General features: G+C 43.1%; 15 protein-coding genes and 1 tRNA gene. 9 read left to right on the forward strand and 7 right to left on the reverse strand.

Annotated elements, in window-relative coordinates:
* The first annotated feature begins 46 nt into the window (after positions 1-46).
* The 3 genes from CLV51_RS11550 (at position 47) to pyrF (ending at position 2,993) form a co-directional block, all read left to right on the forward strand.
* Positions 47-1,144 (forward strand): Mrp/NBP35 family ATP-binding protein, encoded by a 1,098-nt coding sequence (locus tag CLV51_RS11550; protein ID WP_106528186.1) that lies wholly within the window; start codon positions 47-49, stop codon positions 1,142-1,144.
* A gap of 184 nt (positions 1,145-1,328) precedes the next feature.
* Positions 1,329-1,955 (forward strand): FMN-binding negative transcriptional regulator, encoded by a 627-nt coding sequence (locus CLV51_RS11555; protein ID WP_106528187.1) that lies wholly within the window; start codon positions 1,329-1,331, stop codon positions 1,953-1,955.
* Between the two features lie 213 nt (positions 1,956-2,168).
* Positions 2,169-2,993 (forward strand): orotidine-5'-phosphate decarboxylase, encoded by an 825-nt coding sequence (gene pyrF, locus CLV51_RS11560; protein ID WP_106528188.1) that lies wholly within the window; start codon positions 2,169-2,171, stop codon positions 2,991-2,993.
* 166 nt (positions 2,994-3,159) lie between these two features.
* On the opposite strand, the gene CLV51_RS11565 is transcribed toward pyrF, so the two are convergent.
* A complete protein-coding gene (locus CLV51_RS11565; RefSeq protein WP_106528189.1) occupies positions 3,160-3,594 on the reverse strand; it encodes a YciI family protein in 435 nt (144 codons plus the stop codon).
* A gap of 178 nt (positions 3,595-3,772) precedes the next feature.
* Between CLV51_RS11565 and CLV51_RS11570 the strand changes: the two genes are divergently transcribed.
* Together CLV51_RS11570 and CLV51_RS11575 are read left to right on the forward strand one after the other, a co-directional pair.
* Entirely contained in the window at positions 3,773-4,951 is a 1,179-nt protein-coding gene (locus tag CLV51_RS11570) for an acyl-CoA dehydrogenase family protein (RefSeq protein WP_106528190.1), read from the forward strand.
* A gap of 93 nt (positions 4,952-5,044) precedes the next feature.
* Positions 5,045-6,061: an FAD:protein FMN transferase gene (locus tag CLV51_RS11575; RefSeq protein WP_106528191.1), complete on the forward strand. Its 1,017-nt coding sequence runs from the start codon at positions 5,045-5,047 to the stop codon at positions 6,059-6,061.
* Positions 6,062-6,137: 76 nt separating this feature from the next.
* On the opposite strand, the gene CLV51_RS11580 is transcribed toward CLV51_RS11575, so the two are convergent.
* The 4 genes from CLV51_RS11580 to CLV51_RS11595 all read right to left on the reverse strand — a co-directional run bounded on the left by CLV51_RS11580 (position 6,138) and on the right by CLV51_RS11595 (position 9,604).
* Positions 6,138-6,758, reverse strand: a complete 621-nt coding sequence (locus CLV51_RS11580; RefSeq protein WP_106528192.1) for an outer membrane beta-barrel protein — start codon at positions 6,756-6,758, stop codon at positions 6,138-6,140.
* A gap of 33 nt (positions 6,759-6,791) precedes the next feature.
* The gene (locus CLV51_RS11585; protein ID WP_106528193.1) at positions 6,792-7,433 is read right to left on the reverse strand and encodes a DUF4136 domain-containing protein; all 642 of its coding nucleotides are present in this window, start codon (positions 7,431-7,433) and stop codon (positions 6,792-6,794) included.
* A gap of 208 nt (positions 7,434-7,641) precedes the next feature.
* Complete coding sequence (locus CLV51_RS11590) at positions 7,642-8,271, reverse strand: HAD family hydrolase (protein WP_106528194.1); 630 nt, start codon at positions 8,269-8,271, stop codon at positions 7,642-7,644.
* Between the two features lie 40 nt (positions 8,272-8,311).
* Positions 8,312-9,604: a DUF2130 domain-containing protein gene (locus CLV51_RS11595; RefSeq protein ID WP_106528195.1), complete on the reverse strand. Its 1,293-nt coding sequence runs from the start codon at positions 9,602-9,604 to the stop codon at positions 8,312-8,314.
* 371 nt (positions 9,605-9,975) lie between these two features.
* On the opposite strand from CLV51_RS11595, the gene CLV51_RS11600 reads away from it, so the two are divergent.
* Positions 9,976-10,254, forward strand: a complete 279-nt coding sequence (locus CLV51_RS11600) for a hypothetical protein (protein WP_106528196.1) — start codon at positions 9,976-9,978, stop codon at positions 10,252-10,254.
* Between the two features lie 665 nt (positions 10,255-10,919).
* Here the strand turns inward: CLV51_RS11600 and CLV51_RS11605 are convergent.
* Positions 10,920-11,003: transfer RNA gene (locus CLV51_RS11605), tRNA-Leu, on the reverse strand.
* 80 nt (positions 11,004-11,083) lie between these two features.
* Entirely contained in the window at positions 11,084-12,232 is a 1,149-nt protein-coding gene (locus CLV51_RS11610; protein WP_106528197.1) for a sensor histidine kinase, read from the reverse strand.
* Positions 12,233-12,353: 121 nt separating this feature from the next.
* On the opposite strand from CLV51_RS11610, the gene CLV51_RS11615 reads away from it, so the two are divergent.
* The 3 genes from CLV51_RS11615 to CLV51_RS11625 all read left to right on the forward strand — a co-directional run bounded on the left by CLV51_RS11615 (position 12,354) and on the right by CLV51_RS11625 (position 15,058).
* Positions 12,354-13,376 (forward strand): glycosyltransferase family 2 protein, encoded by a 1,023-nt coding sequence (locus tag CLV51_RS11615; RefSeq protein ID WP_106528198.1) that lies wholly within the window; start codon positions 12,354-12,356, stop codon positions 13,374-13,376.
* An 82-nt stretch (positions 13,377-13,458) separates the two neighbouring features.
* Positions 13,459-13,659 carry a hypothetical protein gene (locus tag CLV51_RS11620; protein WP_106528199.1) on the forward strand — a complete coding sequence of 67 codons (201 nt, stop codon included), beginning with the start codon at positions 13,459-13,461 and terminating at the stop codon, positions 13,657-13,659.
* A 172-nt stretch (positions 13,660-13,831) separates the two neighbouring features.
* Positions 13,832-15,058 (forward strand): PepSY-associated TM helix domain-containing protein, encoded by a 1,227-nt coding sequence (locus CLV51_RS11625; protein WP_106528200.1) that lies wholly within the window; start codon positions 13,832-13,834, stop codon positions 15,056-15,058.
* The last annotated feature ends 162 nt before the right edge of the window (positions 15,059-15,220 follow it).

Raw genomic sequence — 15,220 nt, forward strand, 5'->3', positions numbered from 1 at the left:
AATTGGGTTAACTTTGCTCTTTGGATTCAAAAATTAACAACAATTTATGATCACGAAAGAACAGGTTTTACAGGCCCTGAGCAACGTTGAGGAGCCAGATCTGGGGAAGGATTTGGTTACGCTGAACATGGTGAAAGATATAGAGATTGACGGCAATAAAGTGAAGTTTACAGTCATTCTTACCACGCCTGCATGTCCGCTGAAGGACCTTATCCGGAATGCATGTGTGAATGCTATCCACATGATTGTGAGTAAAGAAGCAGTGGTAGAGGTAATCATGACTGCCAATGTAAATACCAAGCGTACAAGCGGTCAGGGTGTATTGCCCAAAGTTAAAAATATCATTGTGGTGGCCTCCGGTAAAGGTGGTGTGGGTAAATCTACTGTAGCAGCCAATCTGGCCCTCGCATTGGGCAGAGATGGTGCAAAAGTAGGGTTAATGGACGCTGATATTTACGGCCCTTCCGTACCTATCATGTTTGGCCTGCGTGGTGAAAGACCGCTTATGGTAAACGTAGACGGTAAAGGCATGATACAGCCGATGGAAAAATTCGGCATCAAGGTAATGTCTATTGGTTTACTGATTGATGAAAGACAAGCCGTTGTTTGGCGCGGACCTATGGCCAGCAGTGCACTGAAGCAATTTATCACGGATGTATACTGGGATGAGCTGGATTACCTGATCATCGATATGCCTCCCGGCACCGGCGATATTCACCTCACCCTGGTACAAACAGTACCGGTTACCGGTGCCGTGATTGTAACCACACCGCAGGATGTAGCATTGGCAGATGCCAAAAAAGGTATCGCCATGTTCCAGGGACAACAAATCAATGTTCCTATCATCGGCCTGGTGGAAAATATGGCCTATTTCACGCCCGCAGAGCTCCCGGATAACAAATACTACATCTTTGGTAAGGAAGGCGGCAAACAGCTGGCAGAAGAGCTGGAAATACCCTTCCTGGGGCAAATTCCGCTGGTGCAGAGTATCCGTGAAGGTGGTGATGCAGGTGTACCCGCAATGGCCGGTGACGATAAAATTACCCGCAAGGCATTTCTGGATGTTGCCGGCGCAGCTGCCCGCAGCATAGCTATGCGGAATGCGAATATGGCACCAACCAAGATAGTTGACATCATCGTATAAATAAAGCCTTCGGCTTGTCTTACTCCCGATTAGACTGATTATCCTGATTTAATTTCTTTCTATAATTTATCTAAATAAATATTTTAAAAAGAAAACTTAATCAGTCTAATCAGTCTAATCAGTCTAATCGGGAGTAAGACAAAAGCCGAAGGCTTTATTTTCCCATAACCTATAATATCAACGTATGCATACTCCCAAACATGATCAGGAAGCCAACTGGGAAACTATTGCCGCTTTTATCAGAGAAAATGGTTTTGGTATGTTAGTAAATGTAGATGAGGAAGGCACGCCACATGCCACGCATATTCCTATGACATTGGTAGAAAAAACACCCGGCAACTTTGTTTTACACGGACATATAGCCAGAATAAACCCGCAATGGAAATGGTTTACGCGCAGCACCACATTGGCGGTTTTTTCCGGACATCATAGTTACATTTCTTCTTCCTGGTATGAAAAAGAAAAAATTCCTACCTGGAATTACATGGCAGTACATATTCACGGTCAGATGCGTGTACTGGAAGAAAAAGAATTGATACAATCGCTGGAAGTAATGATGGATCATTACGAAGCGCCTTCTGCCTGCCCGGTGCATATCCACGATATAACGCCAAAAACACTCGATAATAATGTAAAAGCGATCGTTGGTTTTGAATTGGAAGTGAAAACAGTAAATGCCCGTTTTAAGCTTAGCCAGACCAGGAATGATAACGATTATTTCAGCGTTATAGCGCACCTGCGTGCACTCGGAGATGAAAACTCCCTGCGTATTGCAGCAGAAATGGAAGCACGCAGACAACCATCTGCATAACCCGAAATATTTTATTTTTTGTTGTTTGTCGTAAGCCCAAAAAAGAATATCTTTATTTTGATCTTCTTCATAAAAACAGGACAGGATTGTCGGTAAACCACAACTACCACAACGAAAAATAAACGATCGACTTTAATTACACGTAATCATAATATGTTTAAGCAAGCGTCAATGCTAAGTTTTACTTAACTTTGCGCCCCAAATTAACCGACTATGAATCGACAGGAATTGGTGAATCTGATTAAGGAAAAGCAATCTTATTTGTGTGTAGGATTGGATACAGACATACAAAAGATTCCAAAACACCTGCTTGCTCATGCAGATCCGGTGTTTGCCTTTAACAAGGCAATTATAGATGCTACCAAAGACCTTTGTGTAGCCTATAAAATTAATACAGCTTTTTACGAAAGTATGGGCATCCGCGGCTGGGAAAGCCTGCAACGTACAGTGGAGTACATCCCTTCCGGTATTTTTACTATTGCTGATGCCAAACGTGGCGATATCGGCAACACATCTACCCAATACGCAAAAACATTTTTTGAAACGTATAAATTTGATTCCGTAACTGTAGCGCCTTACATGGGTAAAGACAGCGTAACGCCTTTTCTGCAGTTCTCTGAAAAATGGGCGATCCTGCTGGGACTTACCTCTAATGAAGGCAGCCAGGACTTTCAGATGCAACAGATAGGAAACGAATTCCTGTTTGAAAAAGTACTGAAAGCCGGTATGGAATGGGGTACACCAGATAACCTGATGTTTGTGGTAGGAGCTACCCAATCTTCTCAGCTGGGTTATATCCGTAAACTGGTACCGGATCATTTTTTCCTGGTTCCCGGCGTAGGTGCGCAGGGTGGTAGTCTGGAAGAAATCTCCACACAAGCCATGAATAAAGACTGTAGCCTGTTGGTGAATGCCAGCCGCGCTATTATTTATGCCGGTAACGGAGAAGATTTTGCAGTAGATGCCAGAAATATTGCATCACAATATCAGCAGGAAATGTCTGGGTATCTTAATAAGATAGCAGTAGGAACAGTATAGTATTTTGCGGGTTTGTCTGAACTATGATTTTTATGATCAGGATGATTATCCTGATTTGCGGAGATTCCCGCATATATCTTTTCTTTCAAAAAAATGTTCAGACAAACTCCGCTATAATCTTCGCAAATCAGGATAATCATTCTAATCATAAAAATCACAGTTCAGATTACTTAAACACACAATTTTTCATCGTCCACCAGGGTATTACTTCAAAACGCAGCCACCCGGCTGTTACTGCCGGATCTGCCTTTACCAGGTTCACGGCTTCCAGACTGTCTTTACAGTCCATGATAAATATGCCGCTCAGCTCTTCATCATTGCCAAAAGGGCCTGCTACGAGCAATTTGCCTGCATTGGCCAGGCGGGAGATATTGTTCAGATGATCATGTTGTATTTTTTTTATTTGTGCTTCGTCCAGATCACGATGGGGGCCTTTCTTCAAAAAGATCATCCAGTAACGTTTTGAATCGGGTGTTGCTGATTTTGTTGTTGGTGGTAAGACCTTTAGTGCAACTGATTGTAATGGGGTGGGATGAAATGAAAACATCACAATGACTAAAAATCCCAATAGCAAAATTGCAGGTATAACTTTGCTTGCCATAGCGCTCGAATTTGCCGGTAAGGTACTAACTTATAAGGAATTAACACGTTCATGTGATTAAAAATAATGATTACCCCAACAGCTATCTCTGCATGTTACAAAATCCTCTATGCTCAGATACCGTAATTCGTCGTTCGTATTTCGTAATTTCTTATATTGGGTATTAAACCCGTTATTGATGCCACAAGATCTGTTTCAATCACCTGATTATTTTGCTGTAGATGACTTGTTGAAGGAAGAACACCTGCTGGTCCGCGATGCAGTGCGGCAGTGGGTGAAAAAAGAAGTATCGCCTATTATTGAAGATTATTGCCAGCGCGCGGCTTTTCCAACACAAATTATAGATGGACTGGGAACGCTGGGATGCTTTGGACCTACCATTCCGGTGGAATATGGTGGCGGCGGCATGGATCATATTGCTTATGGTCTTATGATGCAGGAGCTGGAACGTGGGGATAGTGGTATCCGCTCTACGGCCTCCGTGCAGGGGTCGCTGGTGATGTATCCTATTTTTACTTTTGGCAGTGAAGCACAGAAGAGGAAATATCTGCCTAAACTGGCCAGCGGAGAGTGGATGGGCTGTTTCGGATTAACAGAGCCTGATCATGGTTCCAATCCTGCCGGTATGTTGACCAATTTCCGGGAGGAGGGCGATCATGTTATTTTAAACGGTGCCAAAATGTGGATTTCCAATGCACCCTTCGCAGATATTGCGGTAGTGTGGGCAAAGGATGAGGGGGGCGTTATCCGCGGTATTATTGTGGAGCGGGGCATGGAAGGCTTTACCACACCTGAAACCAAGGGGAAGTGGAGTTTGCGCGCCAGTGCTACCGGTGAGCTGGTATTTGATAATGTAAAAGTGCCAAAAGAAAATATACTGCCTAATGTAAAAGGACTGAAAGGGCCTTTAAGCTGCCTTTCCTCTGCGCGTTACGGCATTGCCTGGGGTGTGATAGGTGCTGCTATGGATTGTTACGATACCGCCCTGCGGTATGCCAAAGAACGTATTCAGTTTGACCGGCCCATTGGAGGATTTCAGTTAACGCAGAAGAAACTGGCGGAGATGATCACCGAGATTACCAAAGCCCAGTTGCTGAACTGGCGTTTGGGTGTATTGAAGAATGAAGGGAAAGCCACGCCAGCACAGATTTCCATGGCTAAGCGTAATTCCTGTGAAGTAGCGGCTAACATTGCACGCGATGCGCGTTCTATTTTGGGTGGTATGGGTATTACCGGTGAGTTTCCGGTAATGCGGCACATGATGAACCTTGAAAGTGTAATGACCTACGAAGGCACACATGAAATACATTTGCTGATAACAGGTATGGATGTTACCGGCCTGGATGCATTTAAATAATAGCGATCAGCTTTTAGCTTTTAGCAATTAGCCATTAGAGCTGATTACTAAAAGCTAACTACTAAAAGCTAACTACTAAAAGCTAATAGCTGAATGAAAAGATTTTTATGGCTGGCGGGCCTTTTTATCGCTACGTCAGCCGGAGCGCAGCAGGCACCTGCCTTGAAGCTGATGGCCTGTGAAGGCAAAGCACAGGGTACCTACTTCATCGTTAAATATTTATCTGCGGATACTACTTCTCTGCAAAATCGTATTGACTCTATATTTGGCGTGATTGATCAATCACTGTCGTTGTATAAACCCGGTTCACTCATCAACCAGTTTAATGAAACCGGCGAAGTGCAAATGGATATGCACATGCAGGCCGTGGTAGAAAAGGCACTCTTTACGAATAAAGCTACCGGCGGACTATTTGATATCACTGTAAAACCGCTGGTATACCTGTGGGGCTTTGGTGTGAGCAAGCCTACTTTTAAAGGCATTCCGCCTGCAGATAGCATCAAAAAAACAATGGCGTATATTGGTTCCCGTTATCTGCGGGTAAAAGGTGATCATCTCTCTACAACAAAAAAAGGAGTGCAAATAGATTGTAACGGAATTGCACAAGGCTATACGGTGGATGTGCTGGGTAATTTCCTGGCGCAACTGGGAATAGAAAATTACCTCGTAGATGTAGGAGGGGAGTTATGTGCCAAAGGGCATAATCATCTGCATAAAGTATGGAGCGTAGGTATCGAAAGACCATCGCCCGGTGATACTACCTATGAGCCCGTACAGGGCCTGGTGCGGCTGCCCAACAAAGGCATCGCTACCAGTGGTAATTATCGCCGCTTTTTTGATCAGGGGCGTACACGTTTTGCACATACCATACATCCTTTAACAGGAATAGCTTTGCATAATAATATTATCAGCGTAACTGTGATTGCAAAAGATTGTTTTACCGCAGATGCTTTTGATAATCCGCTGATATTAATGGGTGTGGAAAAGGGGATCGCTTATATACATCAGCATCCGGAATATGGGCTGGAGGCCATTTACATCTATAAAGCCAAAGATGGTACCATCAAAGAAGCTTTCAGCAAAGGGTTTAAACAATACATGGAATTCTAAAAAAAAATCCCGCCCGGTGGTTAGCCGGACGGGAGACACTCTCACGCTTGCTTTTTAGAATATGGACAAAAAGAGCTTAGTTTAAATGGAATTTTAAACCAATATTTCCTTGTACTGAATTAAAACCAGTGATGTCACTATAGCTGTACGGTGCATAATTGTAACGTACGTTTGCATTAAACATTACTGGTGACGCTTTTCCGAAAGGCACATTGATACCTATTTCCGGGCTCACCATAAACTGCCAGCTATTGTTCTTCTCTACAAATTCTCCCCAGTATTTTTCGTAATTCATATTAGCTGCACCAATGCCTACACTGGCATATGGGATAATTGCTTTATCCGGTTTTGTAAACGCATAACCTACGGTTGCCTGAATAGGAATAACCTGCAGCGTACGTGTTTGTACAGCAGATACATCACCCATTTTATCAGGGTATACAGCGCGCGGTAGTTTTTGGTAGAAGTCCTGGAAACCAGTACGGATACCTACAGACAATTGATTGTTCAACATATATTGCAAACCTGCACTCCAACCACGGAAGCTGGTTTTATCACTATAATCTTTTAATGAACCAAGCGGTTGCGCTATTGAATAATTTATATCCACAGACAAAGGTGGACGAACCTGTGCAGATACCGTTTGAGCGGCCATACATCCTGCAAAAATCAATATCCAGTTTCTTATCTTTTTCATCTTCCTATCAATTTAAAAATTTCAAGATCAACATTATTTGGTTTTACTCAGGTAAGGTGATTGGGCAAAAGATGCCTGCACCATCGTATCAATATTATCGATGTTCCATACACCTGAACCACGCCAGAGGGCATTCCAAACTGCGGTGAGCTTGTTGTTTTTAGGATTTTTCAGGTCAAACAGATCAACAGCTACCTGCTTTTCATTTACCTGGTATACTGTGTAGTAAGAAGGCCAATACCAGCCACCACCGGGATATCCCCAATAACCTGGGTCCCAGTAACCAATACCACCCCACCATCCCGGATTCCAGGAGATATTCGTGAAGGAATTGTCGATACGGGTAAGATTCACTCCCAGATCAGGTTTAGCTGCTTTGTTTACCAGTGTATATCCTCTTTGTTGCATCGATGCTGTAACAGATGCAATCAGTTTTTTGTCGTAATCAGTGAGCGCTTTCTTTGCGGAGTCGCTTCTGTTGGTCAATACCACTACCGAGTCTACTATACTGAATGTTGAATAGGAGGTGAAATTAGCGCTGTTGTCATGATTGGTAATATAGATCCGTGACTCTTCATTTGTCATATCTTTTAACGGATCTTTCCTGCAACTGCTAAAAGAAACCATCGCTACCAACGCGGCAGCGGCACTGAATAAAAACAATGTTTTTTTCATATCCTGGCGTATTAATTTAAAAATTGGATTCCTTAGAAAAGGTTAACGGTCATGAACAAAGGCCGGCGATTTGTCATGACATCTTTTTGCTTTCCTTTCACGTTCAACGGATTAGAAAGGGGGATGTTACAAAAAGTTTATCGGGGGAGTGTTAAGATATTCTTAAAGTGAAAGTTGGGTTAACAATAACAGTGACTAATAAAGTTGATTAAACTAATATAATTCTATTCACTAATTCATCTTTTAGTTGATCCGGGTTATTGAAGAGAATGCTATCAATACCAAATTTCTGTGCAGCGGTTACATTCCGCAAATTATCATCGATAAATAAGGCGTCTGCAGCAGCTATGTCATAACGATCCAGCAACAACTGATAAAAAGAAGCGGCAGGTTTGCGTTGCTTCTCACGACCTGAAACAACAATGCCATCAAATAATTGCAGGAAAGGAAATTCTACCAGTGCCAAAGGAAATGTTTCATTAGACCAGTTAGTGAGTACATATAATTTATACTGTCCGCTGTTCTTTAATGCATGCAGCAGCGCTACTGTGCCGGCAATTTCTCCACCCAGCATTTCTTTCCATCTGCCATAAAATGCACGGATATTATTTTCATGCTTCGGATGGCTGTCTATCAATAGTTCTGTGCCATCCTGCAAGCTCCTGCCGGCATCCTGTTCTTCATTCCAGTCGGCTGTGCAGATGTGCTGCAAAAAATCTTCTGTTTCTTCTTCTGAAGAAAAAATTTTACGATATAAATAACGGGGATTCCAATCTATCAATACTGCTCCCAGATCAAAAATGATGGTACTGTAAACTTTGTGTTCCTGGCTTTTCATAGGTGATTTAATAATGAAATGGATTGTTTTTTTATGTTAACTACTCGAAAATTTCATCGGCTGCATCTTCCAGTAGTTGCAGGTCTACGGAATCATTACCTGCAATTCCTTCGACGGAGCCTTTGATATGTGCAGCGTTGAGTAATACTTTTTCCAGCTGTTTTTCGCGTGCTTTCCACAATTTTTCCATGGCGTCGCGTTCTCTTTGAATAGATAATTTCATGGACATAAATCCTTCGCGGATAGCTTTCCATTGCTCTGCAAACTCGCCACCGGTGAGGTATTCATAGAGCATGTGCATTTTATCTCCTTTGTTTTCCTGGGAGCGCAGCTTGCCGGAAATTTTAACGATACCATCGCGGAGTACATAGGCTAATGCTTTTACTTCTGCGAAAGTACAGATCCAGATGCCTTCTTTTTCGCCGAACCGTTCCATGTCTTTAGGCATGGTTTGGGTAACGAGGATGGCTACATCCACGCCCTGGCTGCGCATATCGGCTTTGAGTTTTTCTACCCAGTCTTTAATAAATTCTTTGGTGCGTTTGCTTTCGTAAATGATGCGACCGCATTCCTGTCCGTATTGGTTACGGATCAGCTGTACACAGTCGGCGCCCCGAACACCTTTACCCACGGGAGTTACCTCGTCAAAAGGAAAGGCTATGCGCAGCATTTCTTCCAGCACCAGTTCCTGTGCTTCTCCCTGTAGTTGGGTAGAACCCTGTTCAGCCCTGCGTTTCATCTCTTCTGCCAGTCTGCGCTGATCTTCCAGTTGCTTTTCCAGTTCACGTAAGCGGAGTTGGTATTCAGTATCTTTGAGGATGTTGCGGTCTGTTTCCTCTTTGCGGATCTTTTCTGACAGCTCGGAGCGGGCTTCCAGGAGTTTTTTCTGCAGGTTTATTTCCAGTTCCTGCTCTTTATTTTTCAGTTCCTGTTCTTTGCGGAGAAAGTCCAGTTCCTGTTTGCGGGCTTCTTTCAGCTTTTCTTCCTGGCCCTGGTTAGTTTCTTTCAGCATAGACAGCTGATTATCGAAATCAGCCGTAATTGATTTGCGCAGATCTTCTGCCATCGTTTCCTGCAGCTGTTTTTTTTCTGCCTGAACACGTTTGCTGACTTCTTCTTCCTGCTGTTGTATCAGCGTTTCTATCTGCTGGCGTTCCTGTGCCATCTTATTTTTTTCGGAAAGGAGGGTGTTCTTTTCAGTTTGCAGTGCATCTAAGCGCTTACGCCATTCAGATTCCATTTTACCCCGCATTTCCTTTTCTATATCTGCTGCAAATGCATCTTCCATTACAAACTGGTGTTTGCAATTGGGACAGGTGATTGATGTTCCCATAGTTTCTCAGTAAAAAATTACGTAAAGATAGTGGTTTAGATAGTTTGGTTGGCCGGAATAAAAAAAGGAAGGAGTATCCCATCCTTCCCGATCAATCAACATTGATAAAACAAACAATAGCAAAAAGGGTTTCCAGTAAGGCTAGTTAATGCCTGCGGGGGTATACCTGTAAATTCGACAATTATTGTTAGAAAGATATTAAGCAGAGGTTAGTTAATTGTTAAGGATAGGCACTTATTAAGCCGATATTTTTTCTTTTGTGCGCCAAACGCTTGCCGGGAGCTGATATGTGGTCAGGAAAATTCGTTTGCCTGCTGTAATTTAAAAAAACTATATTGATAAAATATACTGTACTAACATATACCCGGATAATGATAAAAGTTGATTTCATCGGAGCCGGAAACCAGCTCCTGTTTACCTGCTCTTTTACTGAGCATGAATCTGCGGAGGCGCTTATAGAGAATATCCTTGTTGACGATCAGTATTGTGAGAACGGTCCATATTCATTGCTATATCGAAATGCTGAAGGGAAGGAGATACATACTTACCGCCTCTGTGAAATACCGCCTAATACAAGTAGCGCATTTGCATTTGCCATAGCAGAACAGCAAAAGAGGGATAGTTATAAAGATGATTTGAGAAGCGCATAAATGCAGTCATTGAATATTTCGGGGAAGTTGCTTTAACAGGTTTTTGTGGATCAGATTGGGGGATATTTAAAAACAACCTGCCGCCGCTATTCAATAGCCTTGTAGTTATATTGTACGCTTTAACTCCCTACGATAGCACAATGACGACACAAGGAAAGCCCCGGAACAGCTATTTGTTGGTGAATTTTAATAAAAAGTATAAATTTATTAAGAGAACAGATTATTATCAATAACTCTGAAATCATAGCCCATGGCAAGGCTTCGTGATAATTTTCCTTTCACCGGTACTTTTTCCGGTTGCTGCATTTATAAAATGGCAGGTAAGCATTATTTACGAGCAAAGAGTTCTCTTACGGGTAAGCGGGTAAAAAGAGACCCTGCTTTCCATAAAACCATGGAAAATGCCGGGTTATTTGGCACAGCGTCAAAGATTGCATCTGCAGTATACCAGCAACTACAGAAAAAGGATAAGGTACGCGCCTTATACAAGGAACTTATTGGTAAGGCATTACGCTTATTACGTGAAGGTAAAGACAGCGAAACTATCTTTACTATATTACTGGAAGAATGTTTGCCAGTACCTGTTAATGTTGTAGTAATACCAGCACACAGATCAGTTGCCGGAAAAAGAAAACCCGCTGTATCAGCGGGTTCTCTTTATTGTGTGCGAAGGAGGAGATTCGAACTCCCAAGTCCTTTCAGACACTACCACCTCAAAGTAGCGCGTCTACCAATTTCGCCACCTTCGCATCTGGTAGATTGGGGTGCAAAAATAATAGCTTTTTCAAAATAAGCAAATTTTTTTATTCGTTTTGTGCTGACAAGGCTATTATTTCCGCAATAATATGCGGAAAGTGGTGCCTTTGTTTATGTCTGATGATTTTACATAGAGCCTGCCTCTATGGTATTCTTCGATGATCCGTTTTGCGAGGGATAATCCCAGGCCCCATCCCCGCTTTTTGGTGCTGAATCCGGGTTTGAACACTTTTTCGAAGTTCATTTTAGAGATGCCTTTGCCGGTATCTGCGATATCAATAGTGATGAAAGTAGGGTGATTTTCGATGGTAAGATCGATCTTTCCTTTTCCTTCCATGGCGTCTAAAGCATTCTTTAATAAGTTTTCCACAACCCAGTCAAAAAGGGGTGGGGAGAACATGGCGGGCAGTTCTGTTTCCTTACTATGGACCGTTAATTGCACTTTTTGTGGTGCTCTTTTACGGATATAGTTGGTCATATTTTCGATCTGTTCCACAATGTCTTTTTCTTCCAGCTTGGGCACACTGCCTATTTTAGAGAAGCGGTCGGTGATCAGTTTGAGGCGGTCCACGTCTTTGGACAGCTCTGCTACCAGCAGGCGATTGGCATCATTTTCCTTCAATATTTCCAGCCAGGCCTCCATAGAGGATAGCGGTGTACCCAGTTGATGGGCAGTTTCCTTGGCTAGTCCCACCCATACCTGGTTTTGGGTAGCACGGTTGGTGCTGGAGAGGGCAAAGAGTACAATGCCGATGAACAAGGTAACCACCAGCAGCTGCACATAAGGGTAGTAGCGCACCTGCATAAGGATGAGGGAATCGCCGTAATAAATGTAGTTATAGAGCTTATGCCGGGCATCCACTTCCATGATAAAGGGCGGGTGCTGCTTTTTAAAAGCCTTCAGTTGTTCGGGCAGGTAATTGGGATTTTGCGTAATGCGCATGGAATCCAGGTTACGGCTGTCCAGGATTTTGCCTGCTTCATCGGTCAGGATGAGGGGGATGGTGGTGTTGTTGGTGACAATATCTACCGCCAGGTTGATGTTAACATCAGAATCGGACCGCAGCAGTTCGCGGTTGGCTTCTACCCAGGTAGCTACTTTTTTTCTTTCTTCTTCCTGAATATTTCTTGATAAATTACTCACAAACCATATAGTGGTCACAATGATGAGCACTGCTATGGAGGCCAATACAAACTTCCACCCGATAAACTGTTTAAACATACTTCTAATTTAAGCCTTATTCGGCTTTCCTGGTTCTGTAATATGATTCGCAAATATTAAAATCCTTTGTCGCATATTTGCATCTCAAAAATTAATTATTCACGCATAAACGTAATATCAGTTGCCCGTATTGCCATCAGTTGCAGTTGTTATTTTAAATTGGAACGGAAAATCTTTCCTGGAGAAATTCCTGCCGTCTGTTTGCCGCTCCACGTACGGCAACTTGCAGCTTGTATTGGCGGATAATGCCTCTTCGGATGACAGTGTGGCGTTTGTACAGGCCCATTATCCGCAGATCAGGATTATCCGCAATCCGTCGAACGACGGCTTTGCCGGCGGTTATAATGAAGCCTTACAGCAGGTACAGGCAGATATTTATGTGTTGCTGAACCAGGACGTAGAAGTGGAACCAGGCTGGATTGAGCCGGTTATAGCCCTGATGGGGCAGGATTCGCGTATTGCTGCCTGTCAGCCTAAGATGCGGGCCTACCATCAACCAGATGAATTTGAGTATGCCGGTGCTGCCGGCGGCTGGATGGACATCCTGGGCTATACCTTTTGCCGTGGCCGTATCCTGTACACTACAGAAAAGGACCTTGGGCAGTACGACGACGTACAGGATATCTTCTGGGCTACCGGAGCCGCCCTGTTCATTCGTTCGGCCTGTTTTCATGAGGTAGGGGGCTTTGACTACGATTTCTTTGCTCATATGGAGGAAGTGGATTTGTGCTGGCGTTTGCAAAGGGCAGGGTATCGGATCTGTTATTGCCCGGAATCAAGGGTATTCCACGTAGGTGGAGGGAGCTTACCGCAGGGGAACCCGCGTAAACTGTATCTCAACTTCCGGAATAACCTGATGATGCTGTGGAAGAACCTGCATAGCGAAGACCGCTGGATTGTGCTGGTACAGCGCTTTTTCCTGGATATACTCGCCGGCGTAAAGAGCCTGGTAGCAGGCAAACCCAGGGATATGGCGGCTATTTACCGGGCCTACAGGGATTATTATCGCTGGCGGCGTAAATATGTTAAGAAAGATAATCTGCCAGAGCGGAAATTATTGAAGATGAGCGGTGTGTTTCATGGTATTATGATCTGGCGTTATTATTTTTTAGGACATAAGAAGTTCTCCGAGCTGCATAAATAGCTATTGGCTTCTCCGCTTTTTTAAATATTTGCTTTGATTATTATCTGACTTGATGTAAGTTTGCAATGGAAATAAACTGAATATGGAACAGAATACAGTAGAAAATAAGAATGATATTACCTTAGATAAGGTTTCCCGCTCCCGCTGGCTGTTTTACGTACAATTGTTTTGTATGTTAGCCTTTATGTTAGGTGGCTGCTACAATCTTTACAAACATAAGTATGAAGGTAAACCAGAAGTAAAAGTGCAGGAAAGTAGCCTGTACAATCCAAAATATAAATAAGCTGCGGCTTCAACATAATTATCCAGGCCTCCTCCGGTATTTCCGGAGGAGGTTTTTTCATTTCAGGGCTTTCCTTTTTGCGTAAATAAAATTCCGGATACGAGTAAACACTATGGCCTTTTGCATAGACTTTTGCAGGACTCAATGTTTTATCATTGGAACTGCAACGTATATGATCAAACGAACGGATAAGATAAACAAGAAGCAGCGAAAATCCCTGGCCAGGATAGTGGTGGATAAGCTGCATCTCTGGCTGGGACTGGGCTCAGGACTCATTGTATTAATTGTAAGTATAACGGGCTGTCTGTTTGTTTTTCAGAAAGAAATTAACAACCGTATATATCGTCATGCCTTATTTATCACACCGCAACAGCAGCCGGTGTTGCCGTTAAGTGTGTTGAAACAAAAAGCAGCAGATGCACTTGGGCAGGATAAGCCCGTACTCAATATCACAACTTACAAAGCGGCTGATCGTGCCTGGGAATTTATGACCTATAAAGCCAATGATACCGCGCTTACTTATTTTGGTGGTATTGAGTATTATGAATCCGTACTGGTGAATCCTTACACTGGTGCTGTTACCGGCAGGCTGGACTATAAATACAATTTCTTCAATATCGTTAAAAACCTGCACTGGAGCCTATTGCTCAACACCCCTTACGGACAGCCAATTGTGGGCTGGAGCACCTTTATTTTTGTAATCCTGCTTATCACCGGACTGGTATTATGGTGGCCTAAAAGATGGAACAAAAATACCCGGGAACAAAGCTTTAAAGTAAAATGGAAAGCCAGCTTTAAACGGGTGAATTATGACCTGCATAATGTACTTGGATTTTATAGTATGCTGATAGCGCTGGTAATTGCTTTAACCGGCATGGTGTGGGCTTTTACGTGGTTTCAGAAAACCGTATATGTGGTAGCTTCCGTGAGTATTACACCGCCGGATGTGAAACGACATGCGTCTGCAGATACAGCTGTTGTTGTAACCGGAAATCCGCTGGATATTGCTTTCAGTGCGGCTTTGCCGATACTCAAAGATGCACGTCGTATTTTCGTATATCCGGCAACGTACCCTGCAGGGGTGCATACAATTGGTGGGTTAAACGGAGAAGAAACATATTATGGGGCAGATGAATTACAGTTTGATCAATACAGCGGAAAGCTGCTGGGGAGGCGGAACGACAGGCACAAGAACCGGGGCGAACGTTTGATAGATATGAACTATGATATACATGTTGGCGCGATAGGAGGATTGCCTGGAAAAGTAATTGCCTTTATCATCAGTTTGATATGCGCTTCCTTGCCCGTAACGGGTTTTTTAGTGTGGTGGGGCAAGCAAAGAAAGTCGAAAAAGAAGCCGGTACAAGTATGTTTTTCAGTGACATCAGGCACATTGTAAATAAAAAGTATTACTTATTTTTACTGTCGAAATGCTTTGTAGTACTGTGTTTCAGTGCGTTATCATATGTGTTGGCATTAAAAATATGCAGGAAAGTTTGAAAAAAAATTTTGTGTTTTCAGTCTGTTTCCTATCTTTGCAATCCCAACAAAAAACGCCATA

The sequence above is a fragment of the Chitinophaga niastensis genome, from assembly GCF_003014755.1.
GTDB lineage: Bacteria > Bacteroidota > Bacteroidia > Chitinophagales > Chitinophagaceae > Chitinophaga > Chitinophaga niastensis.

What these genes read in the sequence shown, in the direction of transcription:
- CLV51_RS11550 (WP_106528186.1), top strand. Translation starts at nt 47, where the DNA reads ATGATCACGAAAGAACAGGTTTTACAGGCCCTGAGCAACGTTGAGGAG.
- CLV51_RS11555 (WP_106528187.1), top strand. Translation starts at nt 1,329, where the DNA reads ATGCATACTCCCAAACATGATCAGGAAGCCAACTGGGAAACTATTGCC.
- pyrF (WP_106528188.1), top strand. Translation starts at nt 2,169, where the DNA reads ATGAATCGACAGGAATTGGTGAATCTGATTAAGGAAAAGCAATCTTAT.
- CLV51_RS11565 (WP_106528189.1), bottom strand. Translation starts at nt 3,594, where the DNA reads ATGGCAAGCAAAGTTATACCTGCAATTTTGCTATTGGGATTTTTAGTC.
- CLV51_RS11570 (WP_106528190.1), top strand. Translation starts at nt 3,773, where the DNA reads ATGCCACAAGATCTGTTTCAATCACCTGATTATTTTGCTGTAGATGAC.
- CLV51_RS11575 (WP_106528191.1), top strand. Translation starts at nt 5,045, where the DNA reads ATGAAAAGATTTTTATGGCTGGCGGGCCTTTTTATCGCTACGTCAGCC.
- CLV51_RS11580 (WP_106528192.1), bottom strand. Translation starts at nt 6,758, where the DNA reads ATGAAAAAGATAAGAAACTGGATATTGATTTTTGCAGGATGTATGGCC.
- CLV51_RS11585 (WP_106528193.1), bottom strand. Translation starts at nt 7,433, where the DNA reads ATGAAAAAAACATTGTTTTTATTCAGTGCCGCTGCCGCGTTGGTAGCG.
- CLV51_RS11590 (WP_106528194.1), bottom strand. Translation starts at nt 8,271, where the DNA reads ATGAAAAGCCAGGAACACAAAGTTTACAGTACCATCATTTTTGATCTG.
- CLV51_RS11595 (WP_106528195.1), bottom strand. Translation starts at nt 9,604, where the DNA reads ATGGGAACATCAATCACCTGTCCCAATTGCAAACACCAGTTTGTAATG.
- CLV51_RS11600 (WP_106528196.1), top strand. Translation starts at nt 9,976, where the DNA reads ATGATAAAAGTTGATTTCATCGGAGCCGGAAACCAGCTCCTGTTTACC.
- CLV51_RS11610 (WP_106528197.1), bottom strand. Translation starts at nt 12,232, where the DNA reads ATGTTTAAACAGTTTATCGGGTGGAAGTTTGTATTGGCCTCCATAGCA.
- CLV51_RS11620 (WP_106528199.1), top strand. Translation starts at nt 13,459, where the DNA reads ATGGAACAGAATACAGTAGAAAATAAGAATGATATTACCTTAGATAAG.
- CLV51_RS11625 (WP_106528200.1), top strand. Translation starts at nt 13,832, where the DNA reads ATGATCAAACGAACGGATAAGATAAACAAGAAGCAGCGAAAATCCCTG.